The sequence below is a fragment of the Arcobacter sp. ISO1 genome (genome assembly GCF_058105185.1).
In genome coordinates this window covers 1,692,173-1,712,738 of the sequence record NZ_CM176573.1, presented here as the reverse complement: position 1 = coordinate 1,712,738, position 20,566 = coordinate 1,692,173, and the positions used below count along the sequence as shown (strand labels likewise).

Below are 20,566 nucleotides of genomic sequence, written 5' to 3'. Positions count from 1 at the left end.
TAAAATATCCCCTATGACAGATAAAGTATTTGATAAATCAATAACAAAACAGTTCGAGTTTGATGAAGAGGTTGCATCGGTCTTTGATGATATGCTAAACCGTTCTGTACCATTTTATAAAGAGATGCAAAGATTAACAATAAACTTTGCACTTAACTATTTAGAAGATGAAGATAAAGTGTATGATTTAGGTTGTTCTACAGCTTCAACTCTAATAGAACTTAGTAAGCATTCATCTAAAAAACTCCAATTGATTGGAATTGATAACTCTGAAGCTATGCTTGAAAGAGCTTCAAATAAATCTAAAGCTTTTGGTGTTGATATAAACTTTATAAATGAAGATTTATACAATACAAGTTTTGATGATGCGAAACTTATCATTTCAAACTACACACTACAATTTATTAGACCTCTTCAAAGAGAAAAATTAGTAAAAAAAATCTATAATAGTTTACAAAATAACGGTGTTTTTATTTTTAGTGAAAAAGTAATCTCATCAGATAAAGTATTATCAAAACAATATATTGATGAGTATTATGAGTTTAAGAAAACTCAAGGTTATAGTGAATATGAAATATCTCAAAAAAGAGAAGCTTTAGAGAATGTTCTTATACCTTATACTGAAGAAGAGAATAAAAAAATGATTTTAGATGCAGGGTTTACCCATTGTGAAACACTTTTTAAATGGGTTAATTTTGCAACATTTATTGCAATAAAAAAATAAAAAGGAATATTAATATGTTAGAAATTGGACAGCAAGCTCCAGACTTTTGTGCAAAAAACCAAGATGATATTGAAATTTGTTCTAGAGATTTAAAAGGGAAATGGATTGTATTATACTTTTATCCAAAAGATTTAACTCCAGGTTGTACTACACAAGCTTGCGATTTTACTGAAGCAGAGCCACAATTTGATGATTTAGATGCAATTATTTTAGGAGTAAGTCCTGATGATACTGCTAAACATAGAAAATTCATAGAAAAAAAAGAGCTTTCTATTACACTTTTATCAGATGAATCAAAAAAGATTTGTGAAGATTATGGTGTATGGCAATTAAAAAAATTCATGGGTAAAGAATATATGGGTGTAATAAGAACTACATTTATTATAAATCCTGATGGAAATATTGCTGCTATTTGGGATAAAGTTAATGTTAGAAAGAAAAAAACTGTAAAAGGTGAGAAGATAGAGATTCTTCATGTGAATGAAGTAAAAGAGAAACTTCAAGAACTACAATCAAAATAAGGAATATTATGAAGTATTTAACAAAAAGCTTGATAACAATTTTTGCTTCAACTTTATTAGTTCAAGGTTTAAATGCAAAAACTACAATGTGTTATAAAAATGAATGGAAATCTCCGTCAACTATTGAAACTGTAAAGCTAGATGGTGGTGAATGTAATGGTGAGTTTTCATATAAAGAGATGATGAAAAATGGTTGGAACTTAAAAGATATCACAATTACAAAAGGTGAAGAGGGATTAAATTATACTTATTTACTTAGTGACCAAGAGGAAATAAAAGTAGACAACTCAACTTTTATGGAAAATAAAGTTGCAAAACTGGACTATAGAGCTATGGCAACAAGATTAAAAAATGTTACTCAAGATAGTGCAACAATTGATATTGGCAACTTAAGAGTTGGTCAAAGTGCTGTTATCCAACACAATTATGAAAATGGAAAATCTTTACTTGTAGCAAATGGTTTTGTTACATCATCAAATGAAAATGGTTCAACATTGAAATTGGCTCCTTTTTTAGATATTAAACAAAATGCTCTACCAACTTCAAGTAGAAAAGCAGTGGAAGGTGATATTGCTATTATTAACTATTTATATGATACATCTTTAATTGTTGCACCTTCACAAGATGCTTTTACCGCAACAAGAAATAAATATAGAGATAATAACTTTTTACACTCTGATTTATTTGCTGCAAAACTAAAAGATGAGGGGGAACCAACTCCTTCTAAAAAAATAATTCAAGACTATGCAATATCTCAAAATATTGGGACAATATTTTTTGTTATCAAAAATAAAGTTTATATTGTAGATTCAAAAACATTTGCAATTTTAGATAGCGACACAATCTCTTATAACTTTGTAGAAAATGAACAAATGCCATTTTATACAAGAATAGAAAAGATTGAAAAGAACATTATAAAAAAAGTTACAGAGTATACTGAATGGTTCTCATTTTTAGATAGATTTCTTGGAAATGATAAAAGAACAGAAGATGAAGTATTACTAGAAGATTATGTTAAATCAGGGGAACTTGAAGTAAAAGCTGAAATTTATAATGATTATTATGAAAAATTATTAGGTATTAAAAAATGATAGATGAAGCGCATATTGACTACTTTAAATCAGTAGTCGGTGAAGAAAATGTAAAAGCTGATAAAGCGCATTTAATTGCTTATTGTTATGATGCAACAAGGGAAAGATTTGAGCCAGATGCAGTTGTTTTTCCAAGAGATGAAGAAGATATTTCTAAAATATTAAAATATTGTAATGAGCACAAAGTTGTAATTGTTCCAAGAGGAGCAGGTTCAGGTTTTACTGGCGGTTCTTTACCTTCAAACGGTGGGATTATCTTAAGTTTAGAAAGACATATGAACCAACTTTTAGAAATAGATATGGAAAATATGGTTGGAGTAGTTCAACCAGGACTTATTAATATGGATTTCCAAAAAGCTGTTGAAAAAGTTGGTTTATTTTATCCACCAGATCCTGCAAGTGAAGACTACTCAACTTTAGGTGGTAATGTTTCTGAAAATGCAGGTGGTATGAGAGCAGCAAAATATGGGATTACAAAAGATTATGTAGTTGCCTTAAGAGCTGTTTTACCAAATGGAGATATTATAGTTGCAGGTAAAAAAACAATCAAAGATGTAGCTGGATATAATACTGCTGGTATCTTAATTGCAAGTGAAGGTACACTTGCAGTTATTACTGAAATCACTTTAAAACTAATTCCAAAACCAAAATTTAGCCAAACATATATGGGTATTTTCCCAGATGTAAATAAAGCTATGAATGCAGTATTTAAATCACTTGCAAGTGGTGCTAATCCTGTTGCAATGGAGTTTTTAGATTCACTTGTGATTAAAGCTTTAAAACAAAAATTCCCACAAGTTGAACTTCCAAGTGATGCAGGTGGAATATTAGTTGGAGATGTTGATGGAAGTAGTGAAGCTGAAATTAAAGCTCAACTTGAGACATTAAAAGAATCTTTTGCAAATAATGGTTCTATTGACTTTATTGAAGCAAGAGACGAAGACCAAGGAAAACAACTATGGTTTGCAAGAAGAAATGCAAGCCCTGCAACTGCTATTTATGGAACAAAAAAATTAAATGAAGATATTTCTGTTCCAAGAAGTAAACTTCCAGAAGCTTTAGATGGTATTTATTCAATTGGTGAAAAATACGGATTTAATGTTCCTTGTTTTGGTCATGCAGGAGATGGAAATATTCACGTTAATGTAATGGTTAAAGATAAAACAAATGCAAAAGAGATGGAAGATGGGCACAAAGCAATTGAAGAGATTTTCCAACTAGTTGTTGATATGGGTGGAACATTAAGTGGAGAACATGGAATTGGTCTATCTAAAGCTCCATTTATGAATATAGCTTTTACTGATGCTGAACTAAATCTATTTAGTAATATCAAAAAAGCCTTTGATCCAAACAACATTTTAAATCCATTTAAAATGGGCTTAAAATAAAGAATATGAAATGGAAGAGCCAGAGATTGTAAAACATCCAGTTAAGGCAGTGTTAAAAGCTTTAGATTCATTTTTCAATGATGATACAACATATTATGCTGCAAGTCTTAGCTTTTTTACAATCTTCTCTTTACTCCCTATAATTGCCCTTTTAATTGCAATTATCTCAAGTTTAGAGATAACCCAACAATATCTTGATATATTTATAAACTATATTTTTGATTTGTTAAACCCTACTCACTCAAAAGATTTTATTGATACATTAAAAGATTATATATCAAATTCTGGAAAACTAGGTTTACTAGGTATTTTATATATGCTTTTTGTATTTATTATGTTTTTTAAAGATTATGAATATATTGTAAATAAAATACATAGAGCAAAAAGAAAACCATTATTACAATCATTTTTTTTCTATCTGTTTTTTTTAATAACCCTGCCTATGATGTTAGCAGTTTTAAATATTGCACTATCATTTTATGACAATACAGTTTTTAATTGGTTAGTGACATTTTCTTTTGCTTGGTTAATTTTCTTTGGTTTATTTAAATTAAGTGTTAATAAGCCAATAAGTACAAAAGCAGCTGCAATATCATCACTATTTACATTAATAGTACTTTCTATTACAAAAAACCTATTTATCTACTATGTAGTTTATAATAAAACCTATACAACTATTTATGGTTCACTTGCAATTTTACTTTTTTCATTTTTTTGGATTTACATTTCTTGGATAATTTACCTTTATGGAATTAAAATGTGTCATAGAATAAATATACAAGAGCATAGACAAAAAAATTAGACACCTATATTAAATAAGAGTATACTTCTTTTAAAAGGAGTTCATAATGAAACTTATTAAACTATTTACGCTAATTATATTATTTACATCAATAGTATATGCAGATAACGTTGTTCAAAAAAGAACAGAGATAAATAAAGAAAATACTAAAATACTAAATATGCTTTATAAAACTTATCCAAAATCAAAATTACAAATCGAAAATGCATATGGATATGCAACATTTAGTAATATTGGAGTAAATCTAATTTTCTTCTCTGCTGAAGGTGGCAGTGGAGTAGCTATTAATAATAAAACAAAAAAAAGAATATATATGAAAATGGGATCAGCAGGAGTTGGTATTGGTCTTGGAGTTAAAGACTTTCGTGCAATTTTTATCTTTGACAATAAAAAAGTTTTCAATACCTTTATCAATAATGGATGGGAAGCAAATGCACAAGCAGATGCTGCTGCAAAATCTGATAAAAAAGGTGGCTCTATAGAAGGGGCAATAACAGTTCAACCTGGAATGAAACTATATAAACTTACAAAAAATGGTTTAGCACTTCAAGCAACGATTCAAGGTACTAAGTATTGGAAAGATAGTGATTTAAATTAAAGCTTATATTAAGATGGTGCCCACAGCGGGAATCGAACCTGCAACCTCTTGCTTACCATGCAATTGCTCTACCGTTGGAGCTATGCGGGCACATTCTAAAATGAGAATGAAATTTTATCTTTCAAGGCCTTTGTTTATCCTTAATTTAAATTAAATGATATAATATGTTTTATTTTTTATTTTAGGCTATATATGACACATTCAAATTTAGACAATTTTCATTTAATTGATATTCAAAATCCTCTTCATCCCTCTATATTTTATGATGATGAAGAGTATGATCTATTTATATTAAGACTACCACAAATAAAAAATGATAGTTTTGATTTACACAGTTATGCTTTTATAATTACGCAAGAGAGTTATTACTATTATGATAAAAATAAAGATGGATTTAATGACTTAAAAGATTTTAAACATTTCTACCAATTTTTAAATAAATTAATAAATACAACAATGAAATTAACTACAAATTTTTCTTCAAATATTTCTGAATTAGAGGAACTTATATATCAAGAAAAAACACATAAAAATTTTAACTCACTATGGTTTTCCCATAAAAATGATTTGATAAGAATCAATCGAGTACTTCTAAAAGCGATTGATGCTATTGAGGATATAATGTTTAAATATAAAAATGAAGACGACTATCTAGAAAGAAATTTTGCAGATATTCAAGAACATATTCAAAGAGCAAATAGAAATATAGAACATAGTTTAGAAAAACTAGATACCCTATTTAGTTTTTATCAAACACAAGTTAATGAACAATCTAATAAAATTGTATATATATTAACTTTACTTTCAGGAATTTTTCTACCTTTGAATTTTATAGTTGGATTTTTTGGTATGAATACAACCTCATTACCTTTTACAAAAGAAGATGGTGGTACTTTTACTGTTGTACTTATATTAATAGCTACAGGATTAATAGGGACATTGATAACATTGTTGATGAGAAGAAGGTAAAAAATATTATAAAAGGGGAGAATATAAAGTACTTATTTTAGTAAAACAAATATGAAAAATAGATATAAGTAGTAAAAAAAGAAGGCATAATAATTCTGGTAGAGCTAAAAAAAAAGCTTCACCCAGATCAACTAAAAAGAGTTAACTAGAATGAAGCTTCAGAATTTGTCCCTGAAAAAGATGATAATCTTTTTTAGTACAAATATATACTCAAGAGCTGGCAGCGGCCTACGTTTCCACAAGGGGACCCTGCAGTATTATCAGCGCAGAAGTGCTTGACTTCCAGGTTCGGAATGGAGCTGGGTATTTCCACTTCGCTAAAACCACCAGCAATATGAGTAAAGAAAGTAATTAGTAATTGGTTACTAGTAATTAGTAACGTTACTCTCTTTACTCACATTAGGTTCTATGAGTTTTAAAAGTTAAATGTTAAAAGTCTTTGCGTTATTGCTAACGTCTTACACAATTTGTATTAAATGCTATACATTTAATAAGATAGTAAACCAAGAAATATATAAAATAAGCCAAACGATCTATTAGTACTAGTCAGCTAAACGTCTTACAACGCTTACACATCTAGCCTATCAACCAGCTAGTCTTGCTGGGATCTTCAGGGAAAGTTCATCTTAGAGTTGGCTTCGAGCTTAGATGCTTTCAGCTCTTATCACATCCGTACGTAGCTACCCAACGATGCCCTTGGCAGAACAATTGGTACACTAGTGGTACGTTCATCCCGGTCCTCTCGTACTAGGGACAAATCTCTTCAACTTTCCTACGCCCACGGAAGATAGGGACCGAACTGTCTCACGACGTTCTGAACCCAGCTCGCGTACCGCTTTAAATGGCGAACAGCCATACCCTTGGGACCTGCTCCAGCCCCAGGATGCGATGAGCCGACATCGAGGTGCCAAACCTCCCCGTCGATGTGAGCTCTTGGGGGAGATCAGCCTGTTATCCCCGGCGTACCTTTTATCCTTTGAGCGATGGCCCTTCCACACAGAACCACCGGATCACTATGACCGACTTTCGTCTCTGTTCGACTTGTATGTCTCACAGTCAAGCTAGTTTATGCCATTATACTCAACTGGCGATTTCCATCCGCCATGAACTAACCTTTGTAAGCCTCCGTTACTTTTTAGGAGGCGACCGCCCCAGTCAAACTACCCACCAGACATTGTCCTGAAGAAGGATAACTCCTCGCAGTTAGTAACTCAAATATTCAAGGGTGGTATCTCAAGGATGGCTCATCATAAACTGGCGTCTATGAATCAAAGCCTCCCACCTATCCTGCACATGAATATCCAAGCTACAGTGTCAAGCTGTAGTAAAGGTGCACGGGGTCTTTCCGTCTTTCCGCGGGTAGGAGGAATTTTCACCTCCACTACAATTTCACTGGATCCCTGGTTGAGACAGCTCCCATCTCGTTACGCCATTCATGCAGGTCGGTATTTAACCGACAAGGAATTTCGCTACCTTAGGACCGTTATAGTTACGGCCGCCGTTTACTCGGGCTTCAATCAAATGCTTCGCTTACGCTAACATCATCAGTTAACCTTCGAGCACCGGGCAGGCGTCACACCTTATACATCCACTTACGTGTTAGCAAAGTGCTGTGTTTTTGGTAAACAGTCGGGAGGGACTCTTTGTTGCAACCTCTTTAGCTTTTGAGAGTAAATCTCTATACCAAAGTAGGCACACCTTATACCGAAGATACGGTGCTAGTTTGCAGAGTTCCTTAACCAGGGTTCTTCCACGCGCCTTAGAATACTCATCCCACCCACCTGTGTCGGTTTACGGTACGGGCAACAAATAATATACTTAGTGGCTTTTCTTGGCACGACAGTATCATCGATTCTCAATCTGCTCCGAAGAGCGTCAAGAGCCTGTAAGATCTCGGTCTAATGTATCCCGGATTTGCCTAAGATACAACCTACTTCCTTCGAGCCACTATTCCATCAGTGACCTCGATTAACTCTATGCGTCCCCACATCGCGCTTATTTGTTGGTATTGAAATATTAATCAATTTGCCATCGTCTACCCCTTTCGGACTCGACTTAGGACCCGACTAACCCTACGATGACGAGCATCGCGTAGGAAACCTTGGGTTTTCGGCGAAGAGGATTCTCACCTCTTTTCTCGCTACTCATGCCTGCATGCTCACTTCTATCCGCTCCAACGCTCCTTACCGGTACATCTTCAACGCTGAATAGAACGCTCTCCTACCACTCAATTAATTGAGTCTAAAGCTTCGGTGCAATGTTTAGCCCCGTTATATTTTCCGCGCAGAATCACTAGACCAGTGAGCTGTTACGCTTTCTTTAAAGGGTGGCTGCTTCTAAGCCAACCTCCTGGTTGTCACAGTAACTCCACATCGTTTTCCACTTAACATTGACTTTGGGACCTTAGCTGTTAGTCTGGGTTGTTCCCCTCTCGACATAGGATTTTATCACCCTACGCCTGACTCCCTAGATTACACGTATAGTATTCGAAGTTTGATAGGGTTTGGTACCGCGGTAAGCAGCCCTAGCCCAGTCAGTGCTCTACCCCTATACGCTACTACTAGAGGCTATACCTAAATATATTTCGGAGAGAACCAGCTATCACGAAGTTTGATTGGCCTTTCACCCCTATCCACAAGTCATCCGAAGACTTTTCAACGCCTACCGGTTCGGTCCTCCACTAGCTCTTACACCAGCTTCAACCTGCTCATGGATAGATCACTTCGTTTCGGGTCTGCAGCATCTGACTAATTCGCCCTATTAAGACTCGCTTTCGCTACGGCTTCGCACTTGGCTTAACCTTGCCAGACACCACAACTCGCAGGCTCATTATGCAAAAGGCAGTCCGTCACCCTGTATAAAACATAGGGCTCCGAATGATTGTAAGCTAATGGTTTCAGGTTCTATTTCACTCCCCTCACTGGGGTACTTTTCACCTTTCCCTCACGGTACTTGTTCACTATCGATCTGTAAGTAGTATTTAGGGTTGGAGGGTGGTCCCCCCATATTCAGTCAAGATATCACGTGTCCCGACCTACTCGTTCCTTAGCCTAGTACCATATTAAAGATTTCGAATACAGGAGTATCACCTTCTATGCTTTACCTTTCCAGGTAATTCTTCTATCTTAAATATTATCACTAAGTGCCCTAATCCGGTTTCGCTCGCCGCTACTACCGGAATCTCGGTTGATTTCTATTCCTCTGGTTACTGAGATGTTTCACTTCACCAGGTTCGCCTCCTCGAAAGGATAACATGCATAACATGCTGGGTTGTCCCATTCGGAAATCACTGGATCAAAGCCTCTTGACGGCTCCCCAATGCTTATCGCAGTCTAGTACGTCCTTCATCGCCTCTTACAGTCTAGGCATCCACCATTAGCCCTTAATAGCTTATTAATAAAAGTATCTCTACTTCTACCTTATTTGAGAAATTAACTAATTAAAGTTAATTGCTTTATTTGAATAATTATTCCTTGGCTACTATCTTATTAAACATATTGCTATATTTAATAAAACAGTTGTGTCTATCATTAATTAGATATTTATCTCTAAATACCTGATTTAGATATGAAATTTTTTAATTTTTAAATTATCTTCATACGAAAGATTAATTTAAACGAAAAAAATTAAAGACTTTAACATTAAATTTTTAAATAACATTGTTACTATTGTAACAGTTTTGGTTCTTCTAAAACCAAATATAAATCTTATCTCTTTTAAGACTTATATTTAGCTTTCTTTATTTGGTTTATTCAATAGATGGTGGAGATAAGCGGGATCGAACCGCTGACCTCCTGCGTGCAAGGCAGGCGCTCTCCCAGCTGAGCTATATCCCCAACAATATATTAATAATCTTGTAAGATTATCTAAATCATGGTGGGCCTACCAGGACTTGAACCTGGGACCTCACGATTATCAGTCGAGCGCTCTAGCCAGCTGAGCTATAGGCCCATTTGTCACCTATTTTTTTAAATAATCTTTATAAACCGAACACAATAAACTATCTATTTTTTTTCTCATCTTTTTTGCTATCTCTATTTCGTGAGGATAGCTTCTGAGCTAAGAAACGAATCTTAGCTCTTTCTCTGAAAGGAGGTGATCCAACCGCAGGTTCTCCTACGGTTACCTTGTTACGACTTCACCCCAGTCGCTGAATCCACTGTGGAGGGTAGCTACTTTAGCATCCCCGCTTCGAATGAGTTCAACTCCCATGGTGTGACGGGCGGTGAGTACAAGACCCGGGAACGTATTCACCGTAGCATTGCTGATCTACGATTACTAGCGATTCCAACTTCAAGTAGTCGAGTTGCAGACTACTATCCGAACTGGGAGGCATTTTTGAGATTTGCTCCACATCACTGTATTGCTGCTCTTTGTATGCCCCATTGTAGCACGTGTGTAGCCCTGGACGTAAGGGCCATGATGACTTGACGTCGTCCTCACCTTCCTCCTACTTGCGTAGGCAGTCTCGTTAGAGTTCTCAGCCGAACTGTTAGCAACTAACGACGAGGGTTGCGCTCGTTGCGGGACTTAACCCAACATCTCACGACACGAGCTGACGACAGCCGTGCAGCACCTGTATATAAGTTTCTGCAAGCAGACACCAATCTATCTCTAAATTGTTCTTACTATGTCAAGTCCAGGTAAGGTTCTTCGCGTATCGTCGAATTAAACCACATGCTCCACCGCTTGTGCGGGTCCCCGTCTATTCCTTTGAGTTTTAATCTTGCGACCGTACTCCCCAGGCGGTACACTTAATGTGTTAACTGCATTACTGCTATGTCTAGCATAGCAACAACTAGTGTACATCGTTTAGGGCGTGGACTACCAGGGTATCTAATCCTGTTTGCTCCCCACGCTTTCGCGTCTCAGCGTCAATAATGTTCCAGTAGATCGCCTTCGCAATCGGTATTCCTTCTGATCTCTACGGATTTTACCCCTACACCAGAAATTCCATCTACCTCTCCCATATTCTAGATAGACAGTTTCAAAAGCAGTTCTATAGTTGAGCTATAGGATTTCACTTCTGACTTATCTATCCGCCTACACGCTCTTTACGCCCAGTGATTCCGAGTAACGCTTGCGCCCTCCGTATTACCGCGGCTGCTGGCACGGAGTTAGCCGGCGCTTATTCATATAGTACCGTCATTATCTTCCTATATAAAAGGAGTTTACGCTCCGAAAAGTGTCATCCTCCACGCGGCGTTGCTGCATCAGAGTTTCCTCCATTGTGCAATATTCCCCACTGCTGCCTCCCGTAGGAGTCTGGACCGTGTCTCAGTTCCAGTGTGACTGATCATCCTCTCAAACCAGTTAGGCGTCATTGACTTGGTGAGCCATTACCTCACCAACTATCTGATACCATACAGTCCCATCCTCGAGCACTAAAGCATTTCCCTTGCTGACTTATGTCATAAAGGCATATAGGGCATTAGCAGTCGTTTCCAACTGTTATTCCTTTCTCGAGGGCAGGTTAACTATATATTACTCACCCGTGCGCCACTTAGCTGACAGTTAAAGTAAACTTTAACCCGTTCTCGTTCGACTTGCATGTGTTAGGCACGCCGCCAGCGTTCACTCTGAGCCAGGATCAAACTCTCCATAATAAAAAGTTTAATCTTGACTATTATGTAACTCGTAGTTACAAAATAAATCTCAATTAGTAAAGCTAAGCTTTATGTTTAAATAGACAAGGATATGTTATTACCATATTCTTGTTTCGTGTTTTTTTCTCTACATCTTCATGTAGTAAATAGTTTTATCATATTCGGTTTATAAAGATTACTCTCTTAACAAACCTACTTATTGTTAAAGAACGTTTGATTCGATACTCTTAACATGTTTTTGTTAAGTGTGTCACTCAAATTGGACGGGAATTATAATAGATTTTTTATGCCTTGTCAAGGGTTTTTTCTAAAATGTAGCTTAAATTTTTAAAGTTTTCCGGTTTTCGCTAATTATTGATAGATAAACACTTTACTTTCTGCTAATTTTGCAGATGAAAGTGCATAAAATGATTTATCTAGTATAGTAGTTGCTTTTCCTTTAGATATACCAATAATAGGGTTAAGGTCATACTCTTTATCATCAAAAGTTACTGTAAGTTCTTCTAAATATGTGATAATTTCTTTATAGTCTTCATTTTCATCTAATATAAATCCAATTTTTGGACCAAATAACCTATATATATTTAATTCTTCGCTAATTTTGTCTGTAATTGCTTTGAAAAATTGATTAGATGTTTTAACATTATGTGATTTTGAAAACTCTACTAATGAGTTTAGATAAACTTCAAAAAACAAAATCTCTTCTGAATCTTTTTCTCTTAACACATTTTTTAATTTATTTATATTTGGTATTTTTGTAATTAGATCTGTATATGAAGGTATATTGTTTAGATAGTTTTTCAAAATATTTTGCATAACCAATTGAATAAACTCTTTTTTACTCTCTAGAAGTTTTATTACAGCATTTTTATTAAAGCTTGAATAGTATAGTTTCATTTTATAATCATTGATCAATTCAAGTTCTATAAAATCAAAACCAACTTCTACTTGTTTATCTTCTTGTTCTATATTTACAATCTCAGCTTTTAGTAAACCATGGAATATTTTATCTATCACTAAAGTCTCAATCTCTTCGTTTAGCCATATTTCATTTGGCTCATTCATATCTAAAATACTTTTAGTAAGTGATTCAATAGATAATAAAGAGTTGTTTTCTATTTCTAGATCTTTTTGTTTTATAAAAGACTGGATTAGGTTTTGCCCTATTTGAATATATTGTACATTTGAAAAGTTAACTTGTGTTCTAAAATTAAACTCTTGGAAATAGTTTTTACCATAATTAAATAGAATCTGTTTATTAATTGAATAAAATTCTTTTTCTAAATATGAATTATTGTCTAATCTTTTATATATAAAATAAAACTCTTTTGATTTATCTTGAGACTCTTTTAGTTTTTCATATGAAAAGTATAAAGAGAGGCTAAGATAAATTTTTGAATAAATTCCTGTAAGGTGAGAAACTAAATTGTTTTGTTCAACATAAGTTATAATCTTTTTAATATATTTATTCTTTGATGTTTCAATTTTAAGGGAGATATATTTTTGTAAAATTCTATCTATAATCTTTAATTTATAATATTCAAAATAATCATTATCATATTTGTTCTTCTCAAGTAAAGTACTAAACAAAGTATCAAGTTTTTCTTTTGAAATATTATCACTATATAAAACTATTTTATGGATGATTATCATATCAACATTTGATATCTCCTCTTGACTAATGAAATAATCAATTAAATCTTGGTTTTCATTTAAAGAACTATTTTTAGTACTTGAGTGGATAAGTTTGTACTTAAGTAAAAGTTTATCCCTAAAATCATTTAAGTTATCACTTTGGATAACTTCATTTTCATTTACATGTTTATTGTATAAGTTAAAAAGCTCTTCTATCTCTTTTGAGTCAGATAGCTTAATATTTTCAATATGAAGTTTTGATTTCAACTTATAAATTAGTGTTAATACTAATGTAACTATTTTTTCAAGAAAAGTTATGTAGTAATTTTTATCTTGATTTAAAAGATTATAACCATCAAAAATTTTCCCTAGCATAAATACATATTTTTGAATAACTATATTTTTATTATTTGAATCAATTGAAAGATAAGTTAAATTTGTAAAATATAGAAGTATTTTCCCTAAAATTGCATTTAAAGAATCAATTCTATTTTTATCTAATGTAATTTTACTTTTTGTATTAGTTATAGAAGAGGTTATTAGCTCTAAAATGGCATTTATATTTTTTCTTCTTTGAATATCTATTGAATTGATGATACAAACTTCATTTAATAGTTCTAATAATGATAAATAAAAACTAAAAGAGAGTTCAAAACTTTTTTCATCATTTCTTAAAAACTCTTCACAAACTTGAACTTCATAATCTAAAAGTAGTTCTTGTAATTTTTGAGTTGAAAAACCGTTTGTTTCATCTATAAGATTGTAATTTTTTCCATTTGACAAAAGATTTAAAAGAATATATATCTCTTTAAATATATTCACAGAACTTTTTGTGATAATATCTTTCATTCTACTTTCAATATCTTTTAATAAATAGATTCTGTAGTTATAACTATTTTTTATAAAGTCTTTTAAATCTTCAGGTAATTCTTTATTTTCTAAATAGATTTTTGAAATAAAATTTGTAACAATCAAGTATTGAGCTTCAATAGTATTTACTAACCTACCCTCTTCTTCTAAATTGTATATTTTTAATAAATTTTGAACTTCAAAATTGTCATTATCAATGGGTAAAAGATTATTGGTGTCTAGATTTTCTAAAAGTTCATTTTCTACACTAAACATAATAATCCTTATCTTTCATGCAATGCATTTTGTTTTGTTTTTAAAATAGGTTTTAAAATAAAATCTAAGATTGTTTTCTTTCCTGTTTTAATATCAACAGACGCAATCATACCTGGAATAATTGGAAGTTTTTCACCATCTTTTTCTAAGTAGTTTTTTTCTGTTCGAATCACAACTTTATAATAACTTTTTTCATCCCTTGATTCTTTGTCTTTAATACTATCAGCAGATATCTCAACAATCTTACCATCCAAACCACCATAAATAGAAAAATCATAAGCTGTAATCTTTACTATAGCTTGTTGTTTTGGATTGATAAAGGCAATATCTTTAGGATCAATTTTTGCTTCTACAAGTAATATTTCACTATCAGGAACAATCTCAATTAAATCCATACCAGATTTTATAACTCCACCAATTGTATTCATATTTATTTGTTTAATAATCCCATTTACAGGTGAAATTAATATAGTTTTTGAAAGTTTGTCTTCTTCTGAGATAAGCTTTGATTCATACTTTCTTATTTCTGTATTTATTTTTTGAAGTTCATTAAAAACTTCTGCTTTGAAAGTTTTTAGTTTTTCCTCTTTTTTATTTTGGGCTTCTTCAATAGCAAGTTCTAATCTAGGAATTGAAAGTCTTGCTGCATTTAAATCTCCTCTTAATTGAGAATACTCTTTTTTAATCTTTAGTAAATCTACGTTTGACCTTGCACGTTTTGCAACTAATTTTGCAATAGTATCTCTTTCTTGAGCTACAAGTTTTAAACTTCTACTTAATTGATATGATTTATTTTTAGTTTCTACTAATTCTTGTTTTCTTTGTCTATATTGAAAATCTAAAGTTTCAATAGTACTTAATAACTCATCAATTCGTTTTTTAAAAAGCTGTTGGTCAGCTTTTGCAAAAGCTGGAGCTTCTTTTATAATTTCATCTGAAAATTTTAAAATAGGTAAAGGTTTTTTTAAATCAATTTTTGATTCAGCTTCAAGTCTCTTTTGAGTAATCAATAAATGGGTATAGGTTTTTTTATTTTCTTCAAGAGAAGCTTGAAATCTTGTTGTGTCAATTTTCATCAAAGGTTGCCCTTTTTTTACAATTTGACCTTCATTTATTAAAATATCTGAAATAATACCACCATCTAAGCTTTGAATTGTTTGTATTTTTTCTGAAGGTATTACTTTACCTTCTCCCCTTGCTAACTCATCAATAGGTGAAACATATGCCCAATAAATAGCAAAGGTGAAAAAAGCAAAAATAAGTAAAAACAAAACTAAAGCCTTTGAGCTTATTTTTGAATTTTCTTGTGCGTAGAGAGTATCTACAAATCTTATATCTTCTTCATTTTTCATTTCTTCTGACCCACTACTTTTTTACTCACTTTTTGAGAATTTGCAAAAGAACTTATAATCTTAGCCTTTGGACCGTCAGCAATAATTTTACCATCATCGATTACAATAAGTCTATCAACTATTGAAAGGATTGATGGTCTATGTGTAATCACAATAACAGTTTTATCTTTTACAATATTTGCAACTTTATTTTTAAATTGTTCTTCACTTAAATCATCCATAGAATTTGTTGGCTCATCAAAAATCATAATATTTGGATTTGAGACAAGTGCTCTTGCAAGAGTAACTGATTGTCGTTCACCACCACTTAATCCATCACCTCTCTCACCTACTTGTAAATCATATCCTGCTTGATGTTTCCCTAAGAAGTCATGAACACCAGCAATTTTTGATGCTCTTAATATCTCTTCATCAGTGGCAAACTGATCGCCTATAGTAATATTATCTTTAATAGTTCCCATAAATAAAAATGGCTCTTGAGGGACATACCCTATTGCACGTCTAAGGTCAACTGGATCAATTTGTCGTAATTCTGTATTATCTATTAAAACTGAGCCATCTGTTGGTTCATGTAGATTCATTAAAAGTTTTGCGATAGTTGATTTTCCAGAACCTATTTTTCCTATAATCCCAACTTTTTCACCTTTTTTAATGGTGAAATTCACATCTTTTAATACTTTAAAATTCTGGTCATTGTATGAAAAGTTTACGTTTTTAAAAACAATATCACCATCAAGATTTTCTCTACTTAAATAGTGTTGATTTGCATTTCTTTCAACTGGCATATTCATGATTTCATCTATATTATTTAAACTAATCATTGTTCTATCAAGTCTTATTATCATACCAACAATTTGAGAAACAGGAGCTATTACACGACCATTTAAAATCATAGCTGCAATAATTGCACCCATTGTCACCTCACCTTCGTTTGCTAGTAAAACACCCGCTGCAACAATTGCAATAGATGAAAACTGAGAAATGAAACCTACAAAATAAGTAACAATTTGAGAAAGGTAATGGGATTTATTTCCATAATATGAAGTTTGTGAAATTGATTTTTCCCAGTGAGTTCTCATTCTATTTTGGGCTCTTACACTTTTGATTATTTCTAAACCTGTAACAGCTTCAGTTAAAACTGTTTGTTTTATTTGATCCTCTTTTGCGGATTTTAAAATTGTATCTTTTATTGGTCTTTGCATTAGCCACGAAAATAATATAGCGATAAATACTGTTGCTAAAGATACATATCCTAAAGGACCTCCAATAAAAAATATTATTGCTATAAAAAGTGCCACGAAAGGTAAATCCACAAAAGCTGTAATTGTTGCTGTTGTAAAAAACTCTCTAACACTTTCAAAGGATTGTAATCTACTTACAAACATACCCGTTGAAGAGGGCTTTGCATTTAACTTAATATTTAATAATTGGTCAAATATCTTACTTGACATTCTAATATCTGCACGTTTTCCAGCTTGTTCTATAAAATGTGCCCGTAAAAGTTTTAAAATAAAATCAAAAACTAAAACAATTGCAATACCTGATACAAGTACCCACAGTGTATCAACTGCTTTATTTGGTAAAACTCTATCATAGACATTCATCGTAAAAAGTGGTACTGCTATAACAAAAAGATTGATTATAATAGCAGCTAAAATCACAAGATAATATATCTTAAGATTTTTTTTCATCGTTCCCCAGAACCATCTTTTTGCTTCATATACTTTTACATCTTTATCAACTCTATTTTCAAAGTTATATGCAGGTTTTATAATTAGAAGGTTTCCACTATATTCTTTTTTGAAATCATCTAATGAAATTGTTATTTCACCTAGACTTAGATCAGGAATTATAACTGTAATTTGATTTTTTAGTACATTTACATTTAATACTACACAAGCTTTATTTGTATTAAAAAGTGCCACAGCAGGAAGTGACATATTTTCTATTTTCTCAACTTTTCTTTTTACAGGTTTGGCAACAAGCCCTACTCTTTTTGCAGACTTTATAAACATTGCAGGAGTCATAACAGAACCATGTATCGCAAGTCCAGAAATTAAAGATTCAGCTGAAGCTGCTCTTTTATGAAATTTTGAGAGGAAAAGTAGAGACTCTAAAAGAGTATCTACTTCTCTATTTTCAACGACATTATCAAAGTCGTTATTTAAATCATCCAATAAGTATTCCTAAGTTAAAGTATTTAAAATTATTTAACTTTTATTATATAAGAATCTGCATAAAGTTTCCTTGCCATAGCTCTAACTTCTTTAGCAGTTTTCATATCTTCTAGATTATAAATAACTCCACTTTGTAAACCTCTTGCTGGTTCTACTTTGATTTTATAGTCAGGTCCAACTGCTTCTTGCATTTTATCAATTGCTTTTTGAGTATCTGCAATATCTTTGTGTGCAACAAAATAAACTGCGTAAGTTCCAACAATCATCTCTTCAGGTTGGGCAGATTTAACTGTATCATCAGCTAATAAAGCTTGAACCTCTTCAGAAGCAACTTCTTCTTTTACTGGTTCAACTTTTGCAGGCACTTTTGTTTCAGTACAAGTGTCATTGTTACTAGTTAATACTGATTGTTTTATTGTTCCTAAGTTTTTAAAGATATTAAAATATGCAGCATCAAGGTCATATTGAATATCAATTAATTCTTCTTTTGCTGAGATTAAGTCTCTTTCAATATTTAATACATCAATAAAAGTTCTTGTACCACCTTCAAATTGATCTTTGTAGTAATTTAGAATCTCTTGATTATCAGTGATATATTTTGATAATTCATCTTCTCTTTTTTTAGCATAAGTGTATGCATTATAAGCTGCTGTTGCTTCATCTACAACTTCAGCAGTAATTGAATCAAGAGTTGTTTGTGCTTCTACTAAAAAAGCTTTTTCTCTAGCACTTTGTGCTTTATCACTTCCACCATTTAACAAATTATATGTTAGTTCTATTCTAGCACTATAAACATTTGTTTGTTCATCAGTTGTAATTAAACTTTTATCATAAATTCCTTGAGCTTTAAATTTTAAAGTTGGAAAGAATGAAGCATCACTTTGATTTAAAATTGATCTTTGCTCTTTGATATTTTCAACTTGTTCTAAAATCTTTGGACTAGATAATAAAACTGCATCAATGTAATCTTTTAAAGTTCCTGGCATAGCCGAAGCATCAAGATTTGGTCTACAAGATTTTCCATCATCATCCATTCCAACATTCTTTTTAAATGAACTTGTTGCTCTTAAAAGATTGTTAGTATCTTGGTAAAGTTTATTATTTGCATAATGAATTTTTGCATTTACTTGTGATTCATGTAAAGCAATACCACTAATTTCCGCTGTTTCCTTTGCTGTTTGAAAGTATTCATTATAAACACTTAAACTCTCTTTTGCTACTGCTACTCTATTCTTGTATTTTACAAGATTTAAGTATGAATCTAAAGAATCATATATAATATCATCTACTATTGAGTCATTTAAATATTTATTAGAACTATACCTAAACTGTGCCTCATCAATTTGACCACTAGTTAGTCCCCCATCATAAATAAGTTGTTCAAAATCTAGTTGAGCATTGTAACCTCTATCAGTGTTGCTTGTATTATTCCCAGCATCAGGATTTGTTTTTGTATTTTTTACTCCAACATATGCTGTTAAATCAAGCTTTGGTAAGTATCCACCTTCAGCGTCATCAATATAAAGTCTATAAGCTTCATTGTTTTTAACTGTAGACATAATTTTTGGATTGTTTGAGATTGTATGTTCAACTACCTCTTTGATAGTCTGACCTTGCATTAATGATGCACCTAGTAATAGTATAGCTGGAAAGCTAAGCTTAATGGTTTTCCCCATGATGTTTTCCTTAAAGTCAAAAAATAATTTTTATTTTAACAAATTGTGTGATTTATTATTACATAATTTAGCATACGAAGCTTTAAGAAAACTTTAACTAAAATAATTTAGTTTCTAATTTGTAACAAATGTAACACTTAAGGTTGAAAAAATTAATGGCATATTCACTAAAAGAAATTTTAAAAAGCTTAAAAGTTCTTTTTATATCAAAAGAAGAATTAATAAGTGAAAAAGAAAATAATATATTGAATATTTTTTTTGACAAAGTTATAACTTCTCACACAAGTGGTATAGGTATTAAAAAGTTTTGTGAAATACACCCAGATGTAGTTATTACAGACTTTGACTTAACAAATGGTTGTGGCATTGAATTATGTAAAAAAATCAGAAAGCACAATCCTACTATTCCGATAATAATTTTATCAGAAAAAAAAGATGAAAAATATCTTTTTGAAGCAATTAGAATTCAAGTTATTGATTTTGTAGTAAGACCAATAAAAGCTGAAGATTTGATATATGCTTTAAATTTAACTGCAAAGTATCTGTTAAATCATGGAAATGTAACAATAAAACTGTCAAATGGCAATATTTACAATTATCAAGAAAAAACTATTTTAAAAAATAACGGAATTTTATGTAAACTTACTAAAAATGAATTTAGACTTTTAGAACTACTTATTTCATACAAGGGACAAACTATAAATAAAGAAGAGATTGAAAGTTATCTTTGGGCAGATGAACAAATAACTGAGTCAGCTTTTAAATCACTTTTTTCAAGACTTAGACAAAAAGTTGGGAAAGAAAATATCAAAAATAGTTTTGGAATTGGGTATCAGTTAGTATAAAAAAGCCGAGAAACAATTCTCGGCTTTTTAAGAGTTTAGACTTTTTGAAAGCCCAAA

At 32.1% G+C, this 20,566-nt stretch carries 12 protein-coding genes, 3 tRNA genes and 3 rRNA genes; 8 read left to right on the top strand and 10 right to left on the bottom strand.

The window, feature by feature from the left end:
* The first annotated feature begins 13 nt into the window (after nt 1-13).
* From cmoA to AC2TY9_RS08365, 6 genes are read left to right on the top strand one after another with little or no spacing between them, the layout of a single operon-like run.
* The gene (cmoA, locus tag AC2TY9_RS08390; RefSeq protein ID WP_489776943.1) at nt 14-724 is read left to right on the top strand and encodes a carboxy-S-adenosyl-L-methionine synthase CmoA; all 711 of its coding nucleotides are present in this window, start codon (nt 14-16) and stop codon (nt 722-724) included.
* 14 nt (nt 725-738) lie between these two features.
* Complete coding sequence (gene bcp, locus AC2TY9_RS08385; RefSeq protein WP_489776942.1) at nt 739-1,245, top strand: thioredoxin-dependent thiol peroxidase; 507 nt, start codon at nt 739-741, stop codon at nt 1,243-1,245.
* Between the two features lie 8 nt (nt 1,246-1,253).
* A complete protein-coding gene (locus AC2TY9_RS08380) occupies nt 1,254-2,336 on the top strand; it encodes a plasminogen-binding N-terminal domain-containing protein (RefSeq protein WP_489776941.1) in 1,083 nt (360 codons plus the stop codon).
* On the top strand, nt 2,333-3,724 hold the full coding sequence (locus AC2TY9_RS08375; protein ID WP_489776940.1) for an FAD-binding oxidoreductase: 1,392 nt from the start codon (nt 2,333-2,335) through the stop codon (nt 3,722-3,724). The genes AC2TY9_RS08380 and AC2TY9_RS08375 overlap by 4 nt, the downstream gene beginning before the upstream one ends.
* Before the next feature lie 10 nt (nt 3,725-3,734).
* Nucleotides 3,735-4,526, top strand: a complete 792-nt coding sequence (locus AC2TY9_RS08370) for a YihY/virulence factor BrkB family protein (protein ID WP_489776939.1) — start codon at nt 3,735-3,737, stop codon at nt 4,524-4,526.
* Nucleotides 4,527-4,572: 46 nt separating this feature from the next.
* Nucleotides 4,573-5,124 (top strand): lipid-binding SYLF domain-containing protein, encoded by a 552-nt coding sequence (locus AC2TY9_RS08365; RefSeq protein ID WP_489776938.1) that lies wholly within the window; start codon nt 4,573-4,575, stop codon nt 5,122-5,124.
* A gap of 14 nt (nt 5,125-5,138) precedes the next feature.
* Here AC2TY9_RS08365 and AC2TY9_RS08360 read toward each other — a convergent pair.
* Nucleotides 5,139-5,214, bottom strand: a tRNA-Thr gene (locus AC2TY9_RS08360).
* A 102-nt stretch (nt 5,215-5,316) separates the two neighbouring features.
* On the opposite strand from AC2TY9_RS08360, the gene AC2TY9_RS08355 reads away from it, so the two are divergent.
* Nucleotides 5,317-6,093: a CorA family divalent cation transporter gene (locus AC2TY9_RS08355; protein WP_489776937.1), complete on the top strand. Its 777-nt coding sequence runs from the start codon at nt 5,317-5,319 to the stop codon at nt 6,091-6,093.
* 215 nt (nt 6,094-6,308) lie between these two features.
* Here the strand turns inward: AC2TY9_RS08355 and rrf are convergent.
* From rrf to AC2TY9_RS08310, 9 genes are all read right to left on the bottom strand, one after another.
* Nucleotides 6,309-6,424 (bottom strand): 5S ribosomal RNA (gene rrf / locus AC2TY9_RS08350).
* A 184-nt stretch (nt 6,425-6,608) separates the two neighbouring features.
* A 23S ribosomal RNA gene (locus tag AC2TY9_RS08345) occupies nt 6,609-9,489 on the bottom strand.
* 364 nt (nt 9,490-9,853) lie between these two features.
* Nucleotides 9,854-9,929: transfer RNA gene (locus tag AC2TY9_RS08340), tRNA-Ala, on the bottom strand.
* Between the two features lie 38 nt (nt 9,930-9,967).
* Nucleotides 9,968-10,044 (bottom strand) — tRNA-Ile (locus AC2TY9_RS08335).
* 137 nt (nt 10,045-10,181) lie between these two features.
* Nucleotides 10,182-11,699 (bottom strand): 16S ribosomal RNA (locus AC2TY9_RS08330).
* Together the 16S, 23S and 5S rRNA genes with 2 tRNA genes alongside form the textbook arrangement of a ribosomal RNA operon.
* Nucleotides 11,700-12,050: 351 nt before the next feature.
* Entirely contained in the window at nt 12,051-14,459 is a 2,409-nt protein-coding gene (locus tag AC2TY9_RS08325; protein ID WP_489776936.1) for a hypothetical protein, read from the bottom strand.
* Nucleotides 14,460-14,467: 8 nt separating this feature from the next.
* The gene (locus tag AC2TY9_RS08320; RefSeq protein ID WP_489776935.1) at nt 14,468-15,811 is read right to left on the bottom strand and encodes an HlyD family type I secretion periplasmic adaptor subunit; all 1,344 of its coding nucleotides are present in this window, start codon (nt 15,809-15,811) and stop codon (nt 14,468-14,470) included.
* Nucleotides 15,808-17,988, bottom strand: a complete 2,181-nt coding sequence (locus tag AC2TY9_RS08315; protein ID WP_489776934.1) for a type I secretion system permease/ATPase — start codon at nt 17,986-17,988, stop codon at nt 15,808-15,810. The genes AC2TY9_RS08320 and AC2TY9_RS08315 overlap by 4 nt, the downstream gene beginning before the upstream one ends.
* Before the next feature lie 29 nt (nt 17,989-18,017).
* Nucleotides 18,018-19,664: a TolC family protein gene (locus tag AC2TY9_RS08310; RefSeq protein WP_489776933.1), complete on the bottom strand. Its 1,647-nt coding sequence runs from the start codon at nt 19,662-19,664 to the stop codon at nt 18,018-18,020.
* Between the two features lie 155 nt (nt 19,665-19,819).
* On the opposite strand from AC2TY9_RS08310, the gene AC2TY9_RS08305 reads away from it, so the two are divergent.
* Entirely contained in the window at nt 19,820-20,509 is a 690-nt protein-coding gene (locus AC2TY9_RS08305; RefSeq protein ID WP_489776932.1) for a response regulator transcription factor, read from the top strand.
* The last annotated feature ends 57 nt before the right edge of the window (nt 20,510-20,566 follow it).